Origin of the sequence: Streptomyces sp. JH002 (assembly GCF_050916115.1) — a bacterium.
Lineage (GTDB): Bacteria > Actinomycetota > Actinomycetes > Streptomycetales > Streptomycetaceae > Streptomyces > Streptomyces xiamenensis.
Genome location: NZ_CP087989.1, coordinates 1,350,474 through 1,368,228 on the forward strand (window position 1 = coordinate 1,350,474; position 17,755 = coordinate 1,368,228).

16 protein-coding genes are annotated in these 17,755 nt (G+C 70.5%); 8 read left to right on the forward strand and 8 right to left on the reverse strand.

Translation table 11 applies throughout. The features are described 5' to 3' along the window. Window position 1: 1 nt before the first annotated feature. On the reverse strand, window positions 2–550 hold the full coding sequence (gene rimP / locus H7827_RS05665; RefSeq protein ID WP_432743142.1) for a ribosome maturation factor RimP: 549 nt from the start codon (window positions 548–550) through the stop codon (window positions 2–4). 257 nt (window positions 551–807) lie between these two features. Between rimP and H7827_RS05670 the strand changes: the two genes are divergently transcribed. The 4 genes from H7827_RS05670 to H7827_RS05685 are packed head-to-tail and all read left to right on the forward strand — an operon-like array spanning window position 808 to window position 3,311. Further along, window positions 808–1,305: a hypothetical protein gene (locus tag H7827_RS05670; protein ID WP_432743144.1), complete on the forward strand. Its 498-nt coding sequence runs from the start codon at window positions 808–810 to the stop codon at window positions 1,303–1,305. Beyond that, complete coding sequence (locus tag H7827_RS05675) at window positions 1,302–1,790, forward strand: ferritin-like domain-containing protein (RefSeq protein WP_432743146.1); 489 nt, start codon at window positions 1,302–1,304, stop codon at window positions 1,788–1,790. Before H7827_RS05670 ends, H7827_RS05675 begins: the two co-directional genes overlap by 4 nt. Further along, window positions 1,787–2,683 carry an aminoglycoside phosphotransferase family protein gene (locus H7827_RS05680; protein WP_432743148.1) on the forward strand — a complete coding sequence of 299 codons (897 nt, stop codon included), beginning with the start codon at window positions 1,787–1,789 and terminating at the stop codon, window positions 2,681–2,683. Before H7827_RS05675 ends, H7827_RS05680 begins: the two co-directional genes overlap by 4 nt. 31 nt (window positions 2,684–2,714) lie before the next feature. Continuing rightward, entirely contained in the window at window positions 2,715–3,311 is a 597-nt protein-coding gene (locus tag H7827_RS05685; RefSeq protein ID WP_432743150.1) for an alpha/beta hydrolase, read from the forward strand. 179 nt (window positions 3,312–3,490) lie between these two features. Here H7827_RS05685 and H7827_RS05690 read toward each other — a convergent pair whose 3' ends face one another. The 6 genes from H7827_RS05690 to dxr all read right to left on the reverse strand — a co-directional run bounded on the left by H7827_RS05690 (window position 3,491) and on the right by dxr (window position 10,790). Beyond that, the gene (locus H7827_RS05690; protein ID WP_432743152.1) at window positions 3,491–5,203 is read right to left on the reverse strand and encodes a proline--tRNA ligase; all 1,713 of its coding nucleotides are present in this window, start codon (window positions 5,201–5,203) and stop codon (window positions 3,491–3,493) included. A gap of 81 nt (window positions 5,204–5,284) precedes the next feature. Further along, window positions 5,285–5,854 carry a GNAT family N-acetyltransferase gene (locus H7827_RS05695; protein ID WP_386537206.1) on the reverse strand — a complete coding sequence of 190 codons (570 nt, stop codon included), beginning with the start codon at window positions 5,852–5,854 and terminating at the stop codon, window positions 5,285–5,287. 24 nt (window positions 5,855–5,878) lie between these two features. After that, complete coding sequence (locus H7827_RS05700) at window positions 5,879–6,727, reverse strand: GNAT family N-acetyltransferase (RefSeq protein WP_432743154.1); 849 nt, start codon at window positions 6,725–6,727, stop codon at window positions 5,879–5,881. 231 nt (window positions 6,728–6,958) lie between these two features. Then, window positions 6,959–8,116 (reverse strand): flavodoxin-dependent (E)-4-hydroxy-3-methylbut-2-enyl-diphosphate synthase, encoded by a 1,158-nt coding sequence (gene ispG, locus H7827_RS05705; protein WP_046724952.1) that lies wholly within the window; start codon window positions 8,114–8,116, stop codon window positions 6,959–6,961. Between the two features lie 86 nt (window positions 8,117–8,202). Beyond that, window positions 8,203–9,507, reverse strand: coding sequence for a M50 family metallopeptidase (locus H7827_RS05710; RefSeq protein ID WP_386537214.1), 1,305 nt, complete (start codon window positions 9,505–9,507; stop codon window positions 8,203–8,205). Further along, on the reverse strand, window positions 9,504–10,790 hold the full coding sequence (gene dxr, locus H7827_RS05715) for a 1-deoxy-D-xylulose-5-phosphate reductoisomerase (protein ID WP_432743157.1): 1,287 nt from the start codon (window positions 10,788–10,790) through the stop codon (window positions 9,504–9,506). Before dxr ends, H7827_RS05710 begins: the two co-directional genes overlap by 4 nt. A 239-nt stretch (window positions 10,791–11,029) precedes the next feature. Here dxr and H7827_RS05720 point away from each other — a divergent pair, with 239 nt between their 5' ends. From H7827_RS05720 to H7827_RS05730, 3 genes are read left to right on the forward strand one after another with little or no spacing between them, the layout of a single operon-like run. Next, window positions 11,030–11,542 carry a hypothetical protein gene (locus H7827_RS05720; protein ID WP_432743159.1) on the forward strand — a complete coding sequence of 171 codons (513 nt, stop codon included), beginning with the start codon at window positions 11,030–11,032 and terminating at the stop codon, window positions 11,540–11,542. A gap of 10 nt (window positions 11,543–11,552) precedes the next feature. After that, window positions 11,553–13,709 carry a hypothetical protein gene (locus tag H7827_RS05725; protein ID WP_432743161.1) on the forward strand — a complete coding sequence of 719 codons (2,157 nt, stop codon included), beginning with the start codon at window positions 11,553–11,555 and terminating at the stop codon, window positions 13,707–13,709. Then, window positions 13,706–14,287: a hypothetical protein gene (locus tag H7827_RS05730; protein ID WP_432743163.1), complete on the forward strand. Its 582-nt coding sequence runs from the start codon at window positions 13,706–13,708 to the stop codon at window positions 14,285–14,287. Before H7827_RS05725 ends, H7827_RS05730 begins: the two co-directional genes overlap by 4 nt. 178 nt (window positions 14,288–14,465) lie before the next feature. On the opposite strand, the gene H7827_RS05735 is transcribed toward H7827_RS05730, so the two are convergent. Further along, window positions 14,466–16,406, reverse strand: coding sequence for an acyl-CoA dehydrogenase family protein (locus H7827_RS05735; protein ID WP_432743165.1), 1,941 nt, complete (start codon window positions 16,404–16,406; stop codon window positions 14,466–14,468). A 245-nt stretch (window positions 16,407–16,651) separates the two neighbouring features. Here H7827_RS05735 and H7827_RS05740 point away from each other — a divergent pair, with 245 nt between their 5' ends. Beyond that, a complete protein-coding gene (locus H7827_RS05740; RefSeq protein WP_432743167.1) occupies window positions 16,652–17,698 on the forward strand; it encodes a LacI family DNA-binding transcriptional regulator in 1,047 nt (348 codons plus the stop codon). The last annotated feature ends 57 nt before the right edge of the window (window positions 17,699–17,755 follow it).

Here is a 17,755-nt window from a genome sequence, read left to right on the forward strand (position 1 = left end):
ACTACGCCTCCTTCTGGCTCTCGTCACCGTCGGTGTCTGTCTCTGTGTCTGTGTCGCTGTCCGGGTCAGCGTCCGTCTTGCGGCTGAACTCGATCTCCACCCGGGCGGAGGCGATCTCGTCGAACTCCACCCGGCGGGCGGTCGGCCGGCGTCCCTTGACGCCCGGGACCTCCAGGTCCAGGCCGCTCTCGTCCACGCCGATGACGCGTGCGGTCAGCTCGCCGCCGTCGTGCAGCCCGGCCTTGATCAGTCGGCCGGTGGCACGCCGGTAGTGGCGGTGCTCCGTCAGCGGCCGGTCGGCGCCGGGCGAGGAGACCTCCAGGACGTACGGGGTCGGTCCGAGCACATCCGCGGCGTCGAGGGCGGCGGAGGCGGCGCGGCTCAGTTCGGCGCAGGCCTCCAGGCCCACTCCCTCGTCGGTGTCCACCACGACCCGCAGCACGCGGCGCTTGCCCGCCGGCGTCAGCCGCACCTCTTCGAGGTCCATCCCCCGTTCCCCGGCCAGCGGCTCCAGCAGCTCCCGCAGCCTGTCGATCTGGGTCGTGCTCATCCGGGTGACTCCTCGGCCGCGTCTGCTGTTGTGGGGATCAGAGGGGTGGGGGCGCGGGGCTCAGACCCGCCGCCACAGCCTATCGCCTGTGGCACCGTACGCCGACCGCGTTGTCGTGCGGTCCTGGCACGCCGCGATCCCGGGGTCGCGGGCCGATGAGCTGACCGCACGGGTACGCTCACCCTGCGGTGATCTCCACTGGAGATACCGCTGACGCATCATCGGATGAACTCACTCGCGGGAAGTACGGGGAAGCCATGTCCAGCGGCCCGCCCATCGAGCTGCCCAGACGTACCCTTCTGCTCACCGGCGGCGCCCTCGCCGCCCTGACCGGCCTGCTCAGCGGCTGCTCCGGGGCGGACGACGCCGGCCCCCAACGTTCCGGCGAGGCCGCCGCCACCTCCGAGGGACTGCGCCGGCGGGCCGCCCGGGACAACGCCAAGCTGCTCGCCCGCTACGACGCCACCACCGCCGCCCACCCGGACCTCGCCGGAACACTGACCCCGCTGCGGGACACCGTCGCGGCGCAGCTGACGGCGCTTCAGGAGGACGGTGCTCCGTCCCCCGGCTCCGCGCCCGGGGTGCCGTCCGACGCCGACGGCGCACTCGCCGAGCTCATCGAGGCCGAACGCGCCCTGGCCGACGAGCGGCTGCGCACCCTCGGCGACGCCCCGCCCGAGCTGGCCCGGCTGCTCGCCTCGCTGTCGGCGGCCGGTTCGGTCCACGTCTATCTGCTGGGAGAGGCCCGCGCATGACGCGCACGACACGGGGGACCACGCGGCGGGCCCAGGACTCCGCCGAGGTCCCCGACACCCCGGCGCTGCGCGCCACCCAGGCGGCGCTCGCCGCCGAGCACGCCGCGGTGTACGGCTACGGCGTGGTCGGCGCGCGGATCGGCGCGGAGCGGGACGCGGAGGTGCGCGAGGCCTACACAGGACACCGGGCACGCCGCGACGCGCTGCGGCGCACGGTGTTGGATCTGGGCGCGGTGCCGGAGGCGGCCGCCGCGGCGTACGCGCTGCCGTTCGAGGTGACGGACACCGCCACGGCGCAGGCGCTCGCCGCCGATCTGGAGGCGCGGCTGGCCGGTGCCTACGCGGATCTGGTGCTGGTCGCCACGGGGGCGTCGCGCCGGGACGCCGCGGCGGCGCTGCGCGAGAGCGCGGTCCGGGCGGCCCGGTGGAGCGGCACCGGAACGGCCTTCCCCGGCCTCACCGAGTACGCGGGCGGCGGCGCATGACGGCGGCACCCGATCTGGCGCCCCCGCTGCGCCTCACCCGCGCCCAGCCCGCGGCGGCCGACACATGGCTGGCCGGGCTGCCGGAGCTGGTGGCGCGGCTCACCCGGCAATGGAATCTGAGCGTGGAGCGGGTGGCCGCCCCGGGCGGTCGCACCAGCATGACCGTGCTGGTGCGGCGCGCGGACGGCACCCCGGCCGCGCTGAAGCTGTGCGCGCCTGGCCACTCCGCCGAACTGGAGGCGGCGGCGCTGGCACGCTGGGACGGCCACGGCGCGGTCCGGATGCTGGAGGCGGCGCCGGACGCCGGCGCGCTGCTGCTGGAGCGGCTGCACGGGGAGACCTCACTGCGGTCGCTGCCGGAGACCAAGGCGATGCTGGAGGCGGTCTCGGCGCTGCACCGGCTGTGGATCGACCCGGGCGCGGGGCACCCCTTCCCCACCGTGGCCGGGCGCACGGCGGGGCTGACGGCGGACGCCGCGCTGCCGGATGGGACGGGACCGCTGATCGCGGAGGCGCTGGCGGCCCGCGCCGAACTGCTGGCCGGCCCACCGGAGGAGCTGTTGCTGCACGGGGACTTCCGGCAGGGCGCGGTGCTGGCCTGTGACACCGGGCGGGCGCCGTGGCTGGCGGTGGGCCCAGACCCGGTGGTGGGCGAGCGGGCCTACGACCTGGCCCGGCTCTCCCGGGACCGGCTGCACGATCTGACCGCCTCCGCGGGCGCTCCGGCGATCACCCGGCGCCGGATGACGAAGCTGGCGGCGTCGGTCGAGGTGGATCCGGAGCGGCTGCGCGGCTGGACGCTGTTCCGCGCGGTGGAGTCGGGCGTCCGCGCGCATGCAGAGGACCGCCGCAGGGACGCCGAGGCGCTGCTGGAGTTCGCCACCTGGCTGTGACGGGCCGGCCCGGGAGGGCTACCGTGCGGCCATGCGAGAGCCCGTCATCGATCCCGTACGTTTCTCCACTCCCACCCGTTTCGAGGGCGGCTCCGGCCGCGTCGCGCTGGTGCTGCCCGGGATGGGCTATTCGCCGGCGAGGCCGTTGCTGCACTTCGCCCGCGCCGCGCTGCTGGCGGCGGGCTGGACGGTCCGGGAACTGTGGTGGCAGGTCCCGCCGGACCTGTCCCCCGCCCGGTCGGCGGCGTGGGTACGGGAGCGGGCCGAGGAGGCGATCGCGGCGGAGGACGGTGCCTGCGGATTGCTGGTCGGCAAATCGCTGGGCACCATGGCCGCCCCGTTGGCCCAGGAGCGGGGGCTGCCGGCGATCTGGCTGACGCCGCTGCTGCGGGACGCCGGCGTGGCCGCCGCGCTGGCCGGGGCCACCGCACCCGCGCTGCTGATCGGTGGCACCGCCGACGAACGCTGGTGGGACCCGGCGATCGCGGCCTCGCTGCCGCACGAGGTGGTGGAGATCCCGGGCGCGGACCACGCCCTCGAACTCCCCGGCGACCCCGCCGGCTCGGTCCTGGCACTGCACCGGGCGGTGACGGCGATGGAGACCTTCCTGGGGCGGTGGGGTGCCTAGGTGTGGTGTTCGGGGAGGTTGGTGCCCGCGGCCCGGGTGCTGGAACGGGTGAGGGTCTCCTGGGATGGCTGGGGACTCGGAGTCTGCCCCCGACCGCGCCACACGCACGCCGCCCCGCCGCGTGGACGCGGCGGGGCGGCGTGGTGGCCCGGTCGGGGCGGGCCGGAGTACGCGGGGGGTCAGCCCAGCTGTTCGGTCAGGCGGGCGATCGCCTCGTCCACCGTCAGGTCCTCGCGCTCGCCGGTGCGGCGGTCCTTCAGTTCCACCCGGCCCTCGGCCGCGCCGCGTCCCACGATCAGGATCGTGGGAACACCGATCAGCTCCGCGTCGGTGAACTTCACGCCCGGGGAGACACCCGCGCGGTCGTCCGCCAGGACGCGCACGCCCGCCGCGCCGAGGCGGTCGGCGATCGAGAGCGCCAGCTCCGTCTGCACCGCCTTGCCCGCCGCCACCACGTGGACGTCGGCCGGCGCGATCTCCCGCGGCCAGCACAGGCCCTGCTCGTCCGCCGTCTGCTCGGCCAGGGCCGCCACGGCGCGCGAGACGCCGACGCCGTAGGAGCCCATCGTCACCCGCACCGGCTTGCCCTCGCGGCCCAGCACCTCCAGGCCGAAGGCGTCCGCGTACTTGCGGCCCAGCTGGAAGATGTGGCCGATCTCGATCGCGCGGTCCAGATTCAGTCCGGCCCCGCAGTTCGGGCACGGGTCGCCGGCCTCGACCACGACCACGTCCAGGTACTGGTCCACCTCGAAGTCGCGGCCGGCCACCACGTTGCGGGCGTGCGCCCCGGCCTTGTTGGCGCCGGTGATCCACGAGGTGCCCGGCGCGACGCGCGGGTCGGCCAGGTAGCGGAACGCCTTGCCCGCCATGCCCTGCGGGCCGACGTAGCCGCGTACCAGGTCCGGCCGCTGCGCGAAGTGCTCGGCCGTCACCAGCTCCACCTCCGCCGGGGCCAGCGCCTCGGAGAGCTTGCCGAGGTCGACCTCGCGGTCACCGGGCACACCGACGGCCGCGATCTCGCCGTCGATGGTGACCAGGAGGTTCTTCAGGGTGGCGGAGGCGGGCACCTTGAGCTGCTCGGCCAGGGTTTCGATGGTGGGGGTGTCCGGGGTGTCCAGTTCCTCGATGCCCGGGTGCGCGGCGCCCTCCACGGGCGTCAGCGCGAAGCTGACCGCCTCGGTGTTGGCGGCGTAGCCGCACGCCGGGCAGTCGGCGAAGGTGTCCTCGCCGGCCGGCGCCGGGGCCAGGAACTCCTCGGAGGCGGAGCCGCCCATCGCGCCGGAGACGGCGGAGACGATGCGGTAGTCCAGACCCAGGCGGGTGAAGATCTTGATGTAGGCCTCGCGGTGCAGCCGGTAGGACTCGGCCAGCCCCTCGTCGGTGGCGTCGAAGGAGTACGAGTCCTTCATCGTGAACTCGCGCCCGCGCAGGATGCCGGCCCGGGGCCGCGCCTCGTCGCGGTACTTGGTCTGGATCTGGTACAGCGTGACCGGCAGGTCCTTGTACGAGGTGCACTGGTCCTGGACCAGCTGGGTGAAGATCTCCTCGTGGGTGGGGCCCAGGACGTAGTCGGCGCCCTTGCGGTCCTTCAGCCTGAAGAGCAGATCACCGTACTCCTCGTAGCGGCCGGTGACCTCGTAGGGCTCCTTGGGCAGCAGCGCGGGCAGCAGCACTTCCTGGCCGCCGATCGCGTCCATCTCCTCGCGGACCACGCGTGCGACGTTGTCCAGGACCTGCTTGCCCAGCGGCAGCCAGCTCCAGATGCCGGCGGCGGAGCGGCGTACGTATCCGGCGCGCACCAGCAGCGCGTGGTTGATCGTCTCCGCGTCGGCCGGGGCGTCCCGCAGCGTCTTGAGCATGGATTGGGACAGGCGCTGTACTCGGGCTGCCATGGGAATTCGTGACTCCTGCGTGGGATGAGCGATTGGGCCCGAGAGTAGCGGGTCCCGGGCTGCCCGCGCCAAGCGGAGGGGTCAGCGGCGCAGCGGGAGCTCGGCGCCCATCACGGCGTACGGGCTCGGCGCGGAGGGGAAGTGCACGCGGCGGGCGAGGTCCTGGTAGCCGAGCCGGCGGTAGAGGCGGCGCGCGGGGCTCTCGATGTCGATGGCGGACAGGATCGAGCGGGGTTCGTCGGCGGCGTCGGTGAGGGTGGTGATGAGACGGGTGCCTATGCCGCGGCCCTGGTAGGCGGGCAGCACGTGCAGTTCGGTGATGGTGAAGGAGTCGTCCAGCCAGCCGTCGTGCCCGGCGCGGCGCAGGTACGGCTCGACGACGGTGGACCACCACTGCGCGCGGTCGTTGGGCATCCCGTAGATGAAACCTGCCAGCGCCCCGGTGGCGGTGCTGACGGCGCCCAGCGCCCGGGCGCCGGGGTGGGCGAGGTGGCGCAGCACGATGTGCCGGCGCACCGCGATCTCCTCGGGGCTCAGTCCGAACGCCTGGGCCTGGACGGCGAGCGCCTCGTCCACCCTGGCCGCCAGGTCGATGGGGCCCACGGTGATGTCCCGGGCGTCGGGGGCGGCTCCCGAGGCAGATGGTGTCATGCCGGGGAGGCTAACGCGCATCGCTCAGAACAGCACGCTCATCAGCGCGCCCGAGCCGGTGAAGCCGAGGCGGCGGTAGAGGGCGAGGGCGGGGGCGTTGTAGTCGTTGACGTAGAGGCTGACGACGGGGGCGCAGGTGTCCAGTGCGTGCCGGATGACGGTGGCGAGGCCGGCGGCGGCGAGGCCGGTGCGGCGGCGGTCGGGGGCGGTCCACACGCCGGTGAGCTGGCAGGCGTGCGGGGTGACGGCGCCGATCTCGGCCTTGAAGACGATGCGGCCGTCCTCGACGCGGGCGAAGCAGCGTCCGGTGCCCACGGTTTCCGCGACCCGGGACTGGTAGGCGAGGCCGCCGTCCTGGGCGGTGAGCGGGGAGACGCCGACCTCCTCGGTGAACATGGCGACGGCGGCCGGCAGCACCAGGTCCATCTCGTCCTTGCGCATGGGGCGCACCAGGGGGTCGGGGGTGATGGCGGGCGGCGCGGTGCTGGTGGCCATCAGCGGCTGGTGGGCGCGTACGGCGCGGGCGGGGCCCCAGTGCGGCTCCAGGTGGGCCCACAGGGCGGCGGTCGCGGGTGCCGGGCCGACGATGGAGGTGCAGCGGCGGCCCTCGCGCAGGGCGCGTTCGGCGAAGGCGCGCAGGGCGGCGGGGGCGGCGTCGATGGGGACGAGGTTGGCGCCGGAGAAGCACAGGGAGCGCAGCTGCCCGCGGTGGTACCAGCCCCACAGTTCGCCGCCGAGCAGCCGGGGGTCGAGGCCGGATTCGATGACCCGGGCGGTGACGAAGGCGTTGGCGAGCGGTTCCCGGGCGAGGAGGGCCAGGGCGTCGCCGAGATCGCCGGGGGCCAGGGGGCGGGTGGCGGGCGTGGTGAGCACGGGGTGGCCTTGCAGGTGAGCGGTGAGCGGGTTCCGCGCACTGTACCGCCCGCGGTGGCGGGGGCGCCGTACGTTCGCCGGTTGGGTACGCCCCCTCCGTACGCCCTGCACGTACGCCGCACACACGTGCCGCCGCCGGTCCGGGCTCGGGGCCGGAGCGGCGGCGGTCGGGTGCCGGCGCGGGTGCCGGGGGTGCGGGCGGACGGGGTGCCGTCGCGCCCGCGGGGACGTTCAGCCGGCGACGGAGACGGTGGGCTCGCCGGAGGTGACGCCGTCCTTCTCCATCTGCTCGGCGATCTTCATCGCCTCGTCGATGAGGGTCTCCACGATCTTGGACTCGGGAACGGTCTTGATGACCTCTCCCTTGACGAAGATCTGGCCCTTGCCGTTGCCGGAGGCGACGCCGAGGTCGGCCTCGCGGGCCTCGCCGGGACCGTTGACGACGCAGCCCATGACGGCGACGCGCAGCGGCACCTCCATGCCGTCGAGCCCGGCGGTGACCTCCTCGGCGAGCTTGTAGACATCGACCTGGGCGCGGCCGCAGGAGGGGCAGGAGACGATCTCCAGGCGGCGCTGGCGCAGGTTGAGCGATTCCAGGATCTGGATGCCGACCTTGATCTCCTCGGCGGGCGGGGCGGAGAGCGAGACCCGGATGGTGTCGCCGATGCCCTCGGAGAGCAGCGCGCCGAAGGCGACCGCCGACTTGATGGTGCCCTGGAAGGCCGGCCCCGCCTCGGTGACGCCCAGGTGCAGCGGGTAGTCGCACTGGGCGGCCAGCTGGCGGTAGGCGTTGACCATGACGACCGGGTCGTTGTGCTTGACGGAGATCTTCAGGTCGGTGAAGCCGTGCTCCTCGAACAGGGAGCACTCCCACAGCGCGGACTCCACCAGCGCCTCGGGGGTGGCCTTGCCGTACTTGGCGAGCAGCCGGCGGTCCAGCGAGCCGGCGTTGACGCCGATCCGGATCGGGGTGCCGGCGTCGGAGGCCGCCTTGGCGATCTCCTTCACCTGGTCGTCGAACTTCTTGATGTTGCCGGGGTTGACCCGGACGGCCGCGCAGCCGGCGTCGATGGCGGCGAAGACGTACTTGGGCTGGAAGTGGATGTCGGCGATCACGGGGATCTGCGACTTGCGGGCGATGACGGGCAGCGCGTCGGCGTCGTCCTGGGTGGGGCAGGCGACGCGCACGATCTGGCAGCCGGACGCGGTGAGCTCCGCGATCTGCTGGAGCGTGGCACCGATGTCCGAGGTACGGGTGGTGGTCATCGACTGCACGGACACGGGGGCGTCGCCACCCACCGCTACGGAGCCGACCTGGATCTTCTTGCTGACGCGGCGATCAGCCAGCTTGATGGGTACGGAGGGAATTCCCAGCGAGATGGCGCTCATGATGTTCGTGCAACCCCAGTGCGGATCTAGGTCCCGGGAAAGGCGGGCTCAAGCCCTCGACATTACCCTTCCCGGGTGATGGTCGGTTAACCGGTAAGCCGTACCGGCGTGACGATATCCGCCGCCAATACCAGCAGCGTGAAGCAGATGAAGACCCCCGCCACCACATAGGCAACGGGCATCAGTTTGGCCACGTCGAAGGGGCCCGGGTCCGGGCGCCTGAGCAGCCTCGCGGTGTGCCGGCGCACGCTCTCCCACGCCGCCCCCGCCATGTGTCCGCCGTCCAGCGGCAGCAGCGGCAGCATGTTGAACAGGAAGAGCGAGAGATTGAAGCCGGCGACCAGGAAGAGCGCGGTGGCGATCTGCTGGCTGGCCGGGATGTCGAGGGTGAAGATCTCCCCGCCGACGCGGGCCGCGCCGACGACGCCCATCGGGGAGTCCTGGGCGCGCTCACCGTTGCCGATGGCGGCGTTCCACAGGTCGGGAACCTTGGAGGGGATGTTGACCAGGGCCTGGACGCCGGTGGTCATGATGTCGCCCATCCGGTCCACGGCCTGCGGGAAGTCCTGCTTGACGATGCCCGAGGCCGGGGAGAAGCCGAGGAATCCGGCGCTGACGTACTCGCCCTCGACGTAGCCGCCGCTGCCGTCCGTCTTGGCGACCTGGTTCTCGATGAGGTCGGCCCGCAGCACCTGGGTGCTGCCGTCCCGCTCCACGGTGATGGTGGCCGGGCCGATGGTGTCGCGGATGCGCTGCTGGAGGGTGCCCCAGTCGTCGACCGGCTCGTTGTTGAAGGCGACGATCGTGTCGCCCGTCTTCAGTCCGGCGGCATTGGCCGGGGCCAGCGGATCGTCCGCCCGGCAGTCGCGCTGCTCCTCGCTCTGCGAGATGACGCACTGGGAGACGGAGGCCACCGTGGTGGTCTGGGTGTTGATGCCGAAGAACATCAGGACGCCGAGGAAGATCGTGACGGCGAGGATGAGGTTCATGGCGGGGCCGGCGAAGAAGACGACGATGCGCTGCCACGGCTTGCGGGTGTAGAGCAGCCGCTTCTCGTCGCCCGGTTCCAGCTCCTCGAAGGAGGCGGCGCGGGCGTCCTCGATCATGCCGCGGAACGGCGAGGTGGAGCGTTTCCTGAGGCTGCCGTCGTCGCCCGGCGGGAACATCCCGATCATGCGGATGTAGCCGCCCATCGGGATGGCCTTGATGCCGTACTCGGTCTCGCCCTTCTTCCGCGACCACAGGGTGGGGCCGAAGCCCACCATGAACTGGGGAACGCGGACGCCGAACAGCTTCGCGGTGCTGAAATGCCCCAGCTCGTGCCAGGCGATGGAAAAGAGCAGTCCGAAGACGAAGACAAGTATCCCGATCAGGAACATCAAGCCCGTCATACCGTCGTTTCTCCATTCGCCACGGGTGCCGCGGACGTGTGTCGCGGCAGTCCGGCCAGCTCGCGGGCGCGGACACGCGCCCGGGTCTCCGCTTCGAGGACGTCGGGGAGGGTGAGGGAGGTTCCGGCGAAGGCATCGCCCTGTTCCTCGACCACCTTGGCCACAGTGTCCACGATCCCGGTGAACGGCAGCAGTCCGGCGAGGAAGGCGTCGACGCACTCCTCGTTGGCCGCGTTGTAGACCGCGGGCGCGGTACCGCCGAGGCTACCCACATGGCACGCGAGCGGCACCGAGGGGAAGGCCTCGGTGTCCAGCGGGAAGAACTCCCAGGTGTGGGCGCGGGTCCAGTCGACGGCGGGGGCCGCCCGCGGGACCCGGTCGGGCCAGCCGAGACCGAGCGCGATGGGCGTGCGCATGTCCGGCGGGGAGAGCTGGGCGAGGGTGGAACCGTCCGTGAACTCGACCATGGAATGAATGTACGACTGGGGGTGGACGACGACCTCGATCCGGTCGAACGGAATGCCGTACAGCAGATGGGCCTCGATCACCTCCAGCCCTTTGTTCACCAGGGTCGCCGAGTTGATGGTGATGACCGGGCCCATGTCCCAGGTGGGATGGTTCAGTGCCTGCTCACGGGTGACAGCGGCCAGCTCGGCGCGGGTACGGCCGCGGAACGGTCCGCCGCTGGCGGTGACGACCAGCTTGCCGATCTCGGCGCGGGTACCGCCCAGCAGCGCCTGGAAGAGGGCGGAGTGCTCGGAGTCCACCGGAATGATCTGCCCCGGCTTGGCCAGGGCGGCGACCAGCGGCCCGCCGACGATCAGCGACTCCTTGTTGGCGAGCGCCAGCACCCGGCCGGCGCGCAGGGCTGCGAGGGTCGGCGCGAGCCCGATGGATCCGGTGATGCCGTTGAGGACGGTGTGACACGCGCTGCCGGCCAGCTGGGCGGCCGCGTCGGGACCGGCGAGGATCTCCGGCAGCGGCTCCCCCACCCCGTACCGGGTGCGCAGCGCCTCGCGCAGTTCGGTCGCCTTCGCCTCCTGGGCGACCGCCACGGTACGCACCTGGAGGCGGTGGGCCTGCATGGCGAGCAGTTCGACCCGGCCGCCCGCGGCGGAGATCCCGGTCACCCGGAACCGGTCCGGGTTGGCCAGCACCACATCGATGGCCTGGGTTCCGATCGATCCGGTCGACCCCAGAATGACCACCTCACGCACCCCCTCGGGCGGTGCGGCGGAATAACGCAGACGCGGATCAGCGAGGACCCCGGAAGTCTCGGTCATTCCCCCATTGTGGCCGCTCCACCGGGCGCCGCGTCCCGGGGCCGCCCCCGCCGGAGCCCTTCGGCCCGTACCGTCTCGGACCGCGGCCCCGGGCGACCGGTCCCCGGCGTCGCGCTCGGGCGCGCCGAACCCTCTCGTGACTGAGGTCCTCCCGCCCACGCGTCCTTCATGCGCACCAATCGCCGTTGCTACGCTGCTCCGGGTAGTCGAACACAAGCTGTAGCGGGGGGTGGCGCGTTATGGCCACGAACGAGGACCGAGCGCGTACGCGGCTGAACGCGGACGATGACGGCACGGGCCGCGGGGCGGCTCCGGATCCCTACACCGGTCGCGACAGCGGCCCGGATCTGGAGATGCACGCGGACGAGCTGCGGCCGATCGCGGAGGACACCCACGAACTGCGTCAGGCCCTGGGCACCGCCGCCCACCACGCGTCGAACGCGAGCGACTCGGCCGCGGGCACCCTGGAGCTGGCCGGCCTCGCCACCGGCGCCGCACTCAGCCGGGCGGCCACTCGATACAAGGAGAAGGCCGATGAGCTGGCCCAGGACTGTCGGGACATCGAGGAGCATCTCGGTTACACCGTCAGCAGCCACGCCGCTGTCGAGCAGGACATCGCCGCTCAGCTGCAGAGGGTTGGGGGCGATCTCGATCCCTATACCGAGCTCTTCCGCGCCGTGCCCGGCGGTCAGGCGTCAGGACCGCCACCGGTGATTCCGCATGTCACGCCCATCGCCGGTATCGACTACTGAGAGGGCGGGCATGCCGACCTACGAGCAGCTGACGGGTCTCGACTTCGCCCGGCTCAATCAGGCGGTCGAGGACTGGGACACCACAGCGCAGCGCATGACCGAACTGGGCGAGGAGTCCAGCGACGGCATGCTGGCCAAAACCCGCGCCGCCAACTGGTACGGCATGAACGCCACGGCCAGCGGCGAACGCATCGAACACGCCGCCCTGGCCTTCACCTACGCGGGCAGTCAGGCGAGCGGAATATACGGCGTCCTGCGCGATTTCCGGGATCAGCAGAAGGACTGTCAGCGACGCCTGCGGGAACTGTCCGAAGAAGCCTGGGAGAAGGGACTTTCCGTCACCCACGACGGCCAGGTCGTCGCCCGCGGCGGCAATGCCTATGTCGATGGCAACGGAAATCAGCAGTACCGGCTGACAGATGAAGAAGTGGAACGCTTCTATCGCCACGGCGACTACAGCCAGTTCCAGCCGCCTGAGCTACAGGCGGAGATCACCTCGATCAAGGCCCGGATTCAAGTCGTTCTTGACGAGTCCGACGAGTCGGACGCGGCGGCAGCGCGCGCACTGCGTGAACTGGCCGGGGACGATGGCGATCCCTTCGTGATGTCCTCTTACAGCACTCTGGAATCCGCAGAACGCATGCAGGGATTCGAGGACGCCGAAGAAGCGCTGGCCCTCATCGACAAGGGCCCGGCAGCGACCAACGAGGAACTGGCCCGCCTCAACGAACTCCTGGACAGCCAGCAGAACAACGCGTACTTCGCCACCCACCTGATGGGCCAGCTGCCACCGGACAAGCTGCTTCTGTTCCTCGGTGACATCTACGACGCTGAAGGGGCCGGGGCGGATGACCGCCGGGCCGCCATCGTCGGTGATGTGGGAGAGAACTTGGGTATCGTCCTGGGTCAGGCCAGCCAGAGCGGCCACGCCGGAACGGACGCCATCCAACCCGATATGGTGGCAGCCTGGGAAGACGATATGGCGGCGCTCGGCGGGCAGCGGGTTATCCTCAGCGACGGACGTCAAGGGCCCTACGGGTTCCAGCTCATGAGCAATATCATGGGCTCCGGCGAGTACAGCACGCACTATCTGACCAACTATCATGAGGCGCTTGTCTCCTGGGAACAGGAGATGAGCCCACCAGGGTCGGCCTGGAACCGAACAGCGGCGTTGTACACCCCCATCGCCGGGGACGACTTCAGGCTCGATCCGATGACCGGACTCATGGAAGCGACAGCCCGGAGCCCGGAAGCCGCTGCCACGGTCTTCAGTAACGACGACGCCTCCGAATACCTGCTGACCGGTCGCCCTCTGGAGAGCCTTCCCCCTGAACTCGGAGAGGGCGGCGGTCGCGCGGCAAGTGAAGCCATCGGCAACGCATTCCTCGCCGCAACCACCGGAATGAACCCGTACGATCCGGCAGCCCTTCCCGTAGAACACGAGGACGTGCACCGCCGAAACCTCGATCGAGGGCTCGCGATCATGGCGGAGGTCGGCGACGATCTACAGCCGGAGTTCCGCGAACCCATGGCCAAGGTATTCCTCAACCATGGCGAGGAATACGTCCAGACCTCCGGCGGCCTGTCCGAGAGGGAACGCCCCCTGCACAAGGCACACCTCTTCGAGGTCACCAAACAGCTGTCACGCGACCCGGACGCCTACGCCTTGCTCAATTTTGGCATCAACGCCAACCTCGTCGAATCGTTCCACCACACAGAGACGTTCGACGGCGAGCCCATCGACCCGGGCGACACTCTCGGCCGAGCCGGCATGGCGGTCGGCTTCCTGGAGCAGGCGCGATACGAAGCCCTGCACGGTGAACTTGCGACCGCAGAATCCCGTGCTGTGTGGGATGCGCGCATGCAATACCACGGATGGGGAGGGATAGTCGGGCAGACGCCCTACGCCGGAGACATTTTTCAACGCGGCGTGGACGTCTGGAGCCAGAAATGGCTTGATGACGAATTGAACCGAATCAACGAAGGCTACAGTCTGGACAGCCAAGAGGTCAGCGACATTCGCGACGGACAATTGGAGACATTGACCGAAGAATGGCACGAGATCCATTCCAGCTGGGCGGATTCAAGTGAAAGCTACGACACATGGAATGGCCGCCTCAGAGAAATCCACGAGAGCGCCAATCTCGGGAATAACAGGAACTCATGACACACCTCAAAACCAAAAATAAAGAGAAGTCACGAGCGCTGCGGTCACGCCTGGGAGCGCTGGTGGTCATCTCACTCATCCTGGCCTCCTCATGCAAGCAAGAAGAAGAGAAAGCCAACTATGCCGTACCGGATCACATATGCGAGGTTGATGTTGACTCAAATCTCGTCGAAGCAGTCCTTCCAGCCGGAGAAGAAATTAGGCAGAATAATGAGCGCAGCTTCGATGGATACACGAACTGTCGACTTTCCGTCGATGACCACTGGGGCCTCAACGCTGTGGTATACATTCTGAATTCTGAGAAAGATCCCCTGATTGAAGTTCTCTCATCTCAGCTCACCACGGAACATGCACCTTCAAGTACCGAAGCAGATATGGTCTTGTGGCGTGGAAAGGAATCAGCTGGAGCCACAGCATCATTCGAGTGTCAACAGCAAGATCTGGGATCTTACGCGCTACTGAAGATCAATATCATTGGCCAGATCGACGATATCGAAGACCCGCGCATGTCCAGCATTGAAGAATTTTCTCTCAACTACATGCAGAATTTCCGCACTCAGTACTGTCAGGACCATTAGCCACAGCAGAGTGAGGGCCAAGCGGGCCCCGTGGGGTGCGGCCTCCAGCGAGGCTCCGGTGTGCATCAGTCAGGCTCGGACGCAGAAAGCTCCAGGAGTCCAGGCCGTGGGCACCGCCACCAGCTGAACACGGCGCTGACCGCCCCCGGGACCGTGGCGGGGGCGGTCAGCGTCGCGGTCAGGGGATGGGGCGGTGGAGGTTGGGGTGTGCGGAGGGGCCGGGGGCTGTCTCGGCGATCCAGGGGCCCTCGAGGGAGGGGTCGAGCACGCCTTCCTCCAGCCAGGTGTACGCGCCGTCCAGCACACCGCGCGCCAGCGCGCGGTCCGCGGTGTCCGCGCTGTGGTGGAGATGGACGAACAGGTCCTCGACGCGGACCCGGGCCTGCCGGCAGAAGGTGTACGCCAGTTCGTACGCCTCCTTGCCGTTGTCCCGGTGGCCACGGGTACGCAGCCGCTCGGCGTGTACGCAGGCGGCGCTCATCGCGCACAGCTCCGCCCCGATGTCCACCAGCCGCCCGAGGTAGCCCTGCTTGCTCTCCATGGCGCCCTGCCAGCGCGCCATGCCGGAGAAGGTCGCGCGGGCGAGGCGGCGCGCGGCGCGTTCGACGTAGCGCAGTTCGGCGGACAGGTCACGGTGTCCCGGGACCCGGAAGTCGCCGTACGACAGCGGCAGCTGTCCGCGGCCCGCGGTCAGGGACGGCAGCCAGCGGGCGTAGAAGCCGCTCGCCGCGAGGGCGGCCCTGCGCTTGGCGGTGAAGTTCTGTTCCGGGTCGATCAGCGCGCCGGCCACCTTGAGGTGGGTGTCCACGGCCTCGCGGGCGATCATGAGCCGCATGATCTCGGAGGAGCCCTCGAAGATCCGGTTGATCCGCATGTCGCGCAGGAGCTGCTCGGCCGGGACGCCGCGCTCACCGCGCGCCGCCAGGGACTCGGCCGTCTCGTAGCCGCGTCCGCCGCGCAGCTGCACCAGTTCGTCCGCCATCCGCCCGGCGAACTCGCTCCCCAGCAGCTTGGCGACCGCCGCCTCCAGGCGGATGTCGGCGCGCCCCTCGTCGGCCATCTCGCTGAAGACCTCCAGCAGCGCCTCCATGGCGAAGGTGGTGGCGGCGATGTAGGAGAGCTTCGAGCCGATCGCCTCGTGCTCCCCGATCGGTTTGCCCCACTGCACCCGCTGCGCCGACCACTGGCGGGCGATCCGCAGGCACCACTTGCCGGCGCCGACGGCGACCGCCGGGACGGCGAGCCGCCCGGTGTTGAGCGTGCTGAGGGCGATCTTGAGGCCGGCGCCCTCCTCGCCGATCCGCTGGTCGCCGGGGACCTTGACCCGGTGGAAGCGGGTGACGCCGTTCTCGATGCCGCGCAGTCCCATGAAGGTGTTGCGGTGCTCGACGGTGACGCCGGGCGAGTCGGCCTCCACGACGAACGCCGTGATGCCGCCGGGGTGGTCGCCGATGCCGGGGACCTGGGCCATCACCACCAGGAGTTCGGCGATGACCCCGTTGGTGGTCCACAGCTTGACGCCGTCCAGGATGTAGTCGTCGCCGTCCGGCTCGGCGGTGGCGCCCAGCCGCGCGGGGTCGGAACCGACGTCGGGTTCGGTGAGCAGGAAGGCGGAGATGGCGCCGCGCGCGCAGCGCGGCAGGTACGTCCGCTTCTGCTCGTCGGTGCCGAAGAGGGCCAGGGGCTGCGGCACGCCGATGGACTGGTGAGCGGAGAGCAGCGCGCCGACCGCGGGGCTGGCGGAGGTGAGGACGGCGAGGGCGCGGTTGTAGTACACGTGATTCAGGCCAAGGCCCCCGTACTCCTCGGCGATGTTCATGCCGAAGGCCCCCAGCTCGCGCAGGCCCCGTATCACCTCCTCGGGGATGCGGGCCTCGCGTTCGATGAGGGCGGCGTCGATGTGCTCCGTGCAGTACGCACGCAACCGTTCGAGGAAGTGCTCCCCGATCCGTACGGCCTCCGCCTCGGGCTCCGGGCGGGGGTGGATCAGCTGGAGCCGGAGGCGGCCGAGGAAGAGCTGGCCGGCGAAACCGGGGGTACGGGCGGCCGCGCCGCGCGCGGCCTCGGCCAGCCGCCTGGCCTCCCGTTCCGCGTCCGAGGGGTCGCTGGGTGCGGTCATCTCCGCTCACCTCGCTGTGGGGGCATGAGGGATCGAGACCTGGTGTGGTGTAGGTACCCGATTCGGTGGTCGCGTACCACTGTGCGGTACCCACGAAAGCTCCATCGAAGCGCTTCGATACATCTATGGACACGAACCATTGCCCGGTCTAAGGTCAACGCGGTTCCATCGTTTGGAGCGTTCGAAATCTGCCCGGCGAACGGACGATCGAAGCGCTTCACCCAGGTTTCCACGGAGGCGCGTCTATGGTCACTCTCGCCGAGGTCGCCCGGCACGCCGGAGTCTCAGCCAGCACCGTGAGCTATGTGCTCAGCGGCAAGCGGACCATCTCGGCCCCCACCAGGGAGCGGGTGGAACGCAGCATCCAGCAGCTCGGCTACCACCCCAACGCCGGGGCCCGGGCCCTGGCGAGCAGCCGTTCCGACATCATCGCCCTGATGATGCCCCTGCGCACCGACATGTACGTGCCGGTGATGATGGAGATCGCCATGGCGGTGGCGACCACGGCGCGCGAGCACGGACGGGATGTCCTGCTGCTGACCGACCAGGAGGGTCCCGAGGCGGTGCGCCGGGTGATCGGCAGCGGCCTCGCCGACGCGATGATCCTCATGGACGTGGAGCTGGAGGACGCACGTCTGCCGCTGGTGCACGAATCACCGCGTCCCTCCGTCCTCATCGGCCTGCCGGCCGACACGGACGGACTGACCTGTGTCGATCTGGACTTCGTGGCCACCGGCCGGCTGTGCGTGGACCATCTGGCCGAGCTGGGCCACCAGGAGCTGGCGGTCATCGGCGAGGCGGCGGCGGTGTACGAACGGCACACCGGCTTCGCCGAGCGGACGATCAACGGCGTGCGGGAGCGGGTCGCCGAGCTGGGGCTGCGGATGCTGCACCGGCCGTGCGAGGGGAGTTTCGAGTCGATGGCCGGCGCTCTGGCCCGGATCTTCGACGAGCGGCCGGGGACGACGGGGATCATCGTGCAGAACGAGAGCGCGGTGGGGCCGCTGCTGTCCCTGCTGCGGCAGCAGGGCAGGGCGGTGCCGGAGGACATCTCGGTGGTGGCGATCTGTCCCGACCAGGTGGCGACGCAGACCTCGGTGGCCCTGACCTCGGTGGCGATCCCCGCGCACGAGATGGGGCGGCGGGCGGTGGAACTGGTGATGGCCAAGCTCGGCGCGGCCGGGGCCGGGCGGGCCAGGGCCGCGGCGCCGCGCGAGACGGTGGTACGCCTGCTCTCCCCCCGGCTGACCGTCCGCGCCAGTACGGGGCAGGCTCCGCGCCTGGTGCGCTGACCCCGCGCGGCGCTTGCGCACGCGCCCACCGCCGGGCCGCGGGCCCGCGCGTCCGTC

What these genes read in the sequence shown, in the direction of transcription:
- rimP (WP_432743142.1), bottom strand. Translation starts at nt 550, where the DNA reads ATGAGCACGACCCAGATCGACAGGCTGCGGGAGCTGCTGGAGCCGCTG.
- H7827_RS05670 (WP_432743144.1), top strand. Translation starts at nt 808, where the DNA reads ATGTCCAGCGGCCCGCCCATCGAGCTGCCCAGACGTACCCTTCTGCTC.
- H7827_RS05675 (WP_432743146.1), top strand. Translation starts at nt 1,302, where the DNA reads ATGACGCGCACGACACGGGGGACCACGCGGCGGGCCCAGGACTCCGCC.
- H7827_RS05680 (WP_432743148.1), top strand. Translation starts at nt 1,787, where the DNA reads ATGACGGCGGCACCCGATCTGGCGCCCCCGCTGCGCCTCACCCGCGCC.
- H7827_RS05685 (WP_432743150.1), top strand. Translation starts at nt 2,715, where the DNA reads ATGCGAGAGCCCGTCATCGATCCCGTACGTTTCTCCACTCCCACCCGT.
- H7827_RS05690 (WP_432743152.1), bottom strand. Translation starts at nt 5,203, where the DNA reads ATGGCAGCCCGAGTACAGCGCCTGTCCCAATCCATGCTCAAGACGCTG.
- H7827_RS05695 (WP_386537206.1), bottom strand. Translation starts at nt 5,854, where the DNA reads ATGACACCATCTGCCTCGGGAGCCGCCCCCGACGCCCGGGACATCACC.
- ispG (WP_046724952.1), bottom strand. Translation starts at nt 8,116, where the DNA reads ATGAGCGCCATCTCGCTGGGAATTCCCTCCGTACCCATCAAGCTGGCT.
- H7827_RS05710 (WP_386537214.1), bottom strand. Translation starts at nt 9,507, where the DNA reads ATGACGGGCTTGATGTTCCTGATCGGGATACTTGTCTTCGTCTTCGGA.
- dxr (WP_432743157.1), bottom strand. Translation starts at nt 10,790, where the DNA reads ATGACCGAGACTTCCGGGGTCCTCGCTGATCCGCGTCTGCGTTATTCC.
- H7827_RS05720 (WP_432743159.1), top strand. Translation starts at nt 11,030, where the DNA reads ATGGCCACGAACGAGGACCGAGCGCGTACGCGGCTGAACGCGGACGAT.
- H7827_RS05725 (WP_432743161.1), top strand. Translation starts at nt 11,553, where the DNA reads ATGCCGACCTACGAGCAGCTGACGGGTCTCGACTTCGCCCGGCTCAAT.
- H7827_RS05730 (WP_432743163.1), top strand. Translation starts at nt 13,706, where the DNA reads ATGACACACCTCAAAACCAAAAATAAAGAGAAGTCACGAGCGCTGCGG.
- H7827_RS05735 (WP_432743165.1), bottom strand. Translation starts at nt 16,406, where the DNA reads ATGACCGCACCCAGCGACCCCTCGGACGCGGAACGGGAGGCCAGGCGG.
- H7827_RS05740 (WP_432743167.1), top strand. Translation starts at nt 16,652, where the DNA reads ATGGTCACTCTCGCCGAGGTCGCCCGGCACGCCGGAGTCTCAGCCAGC.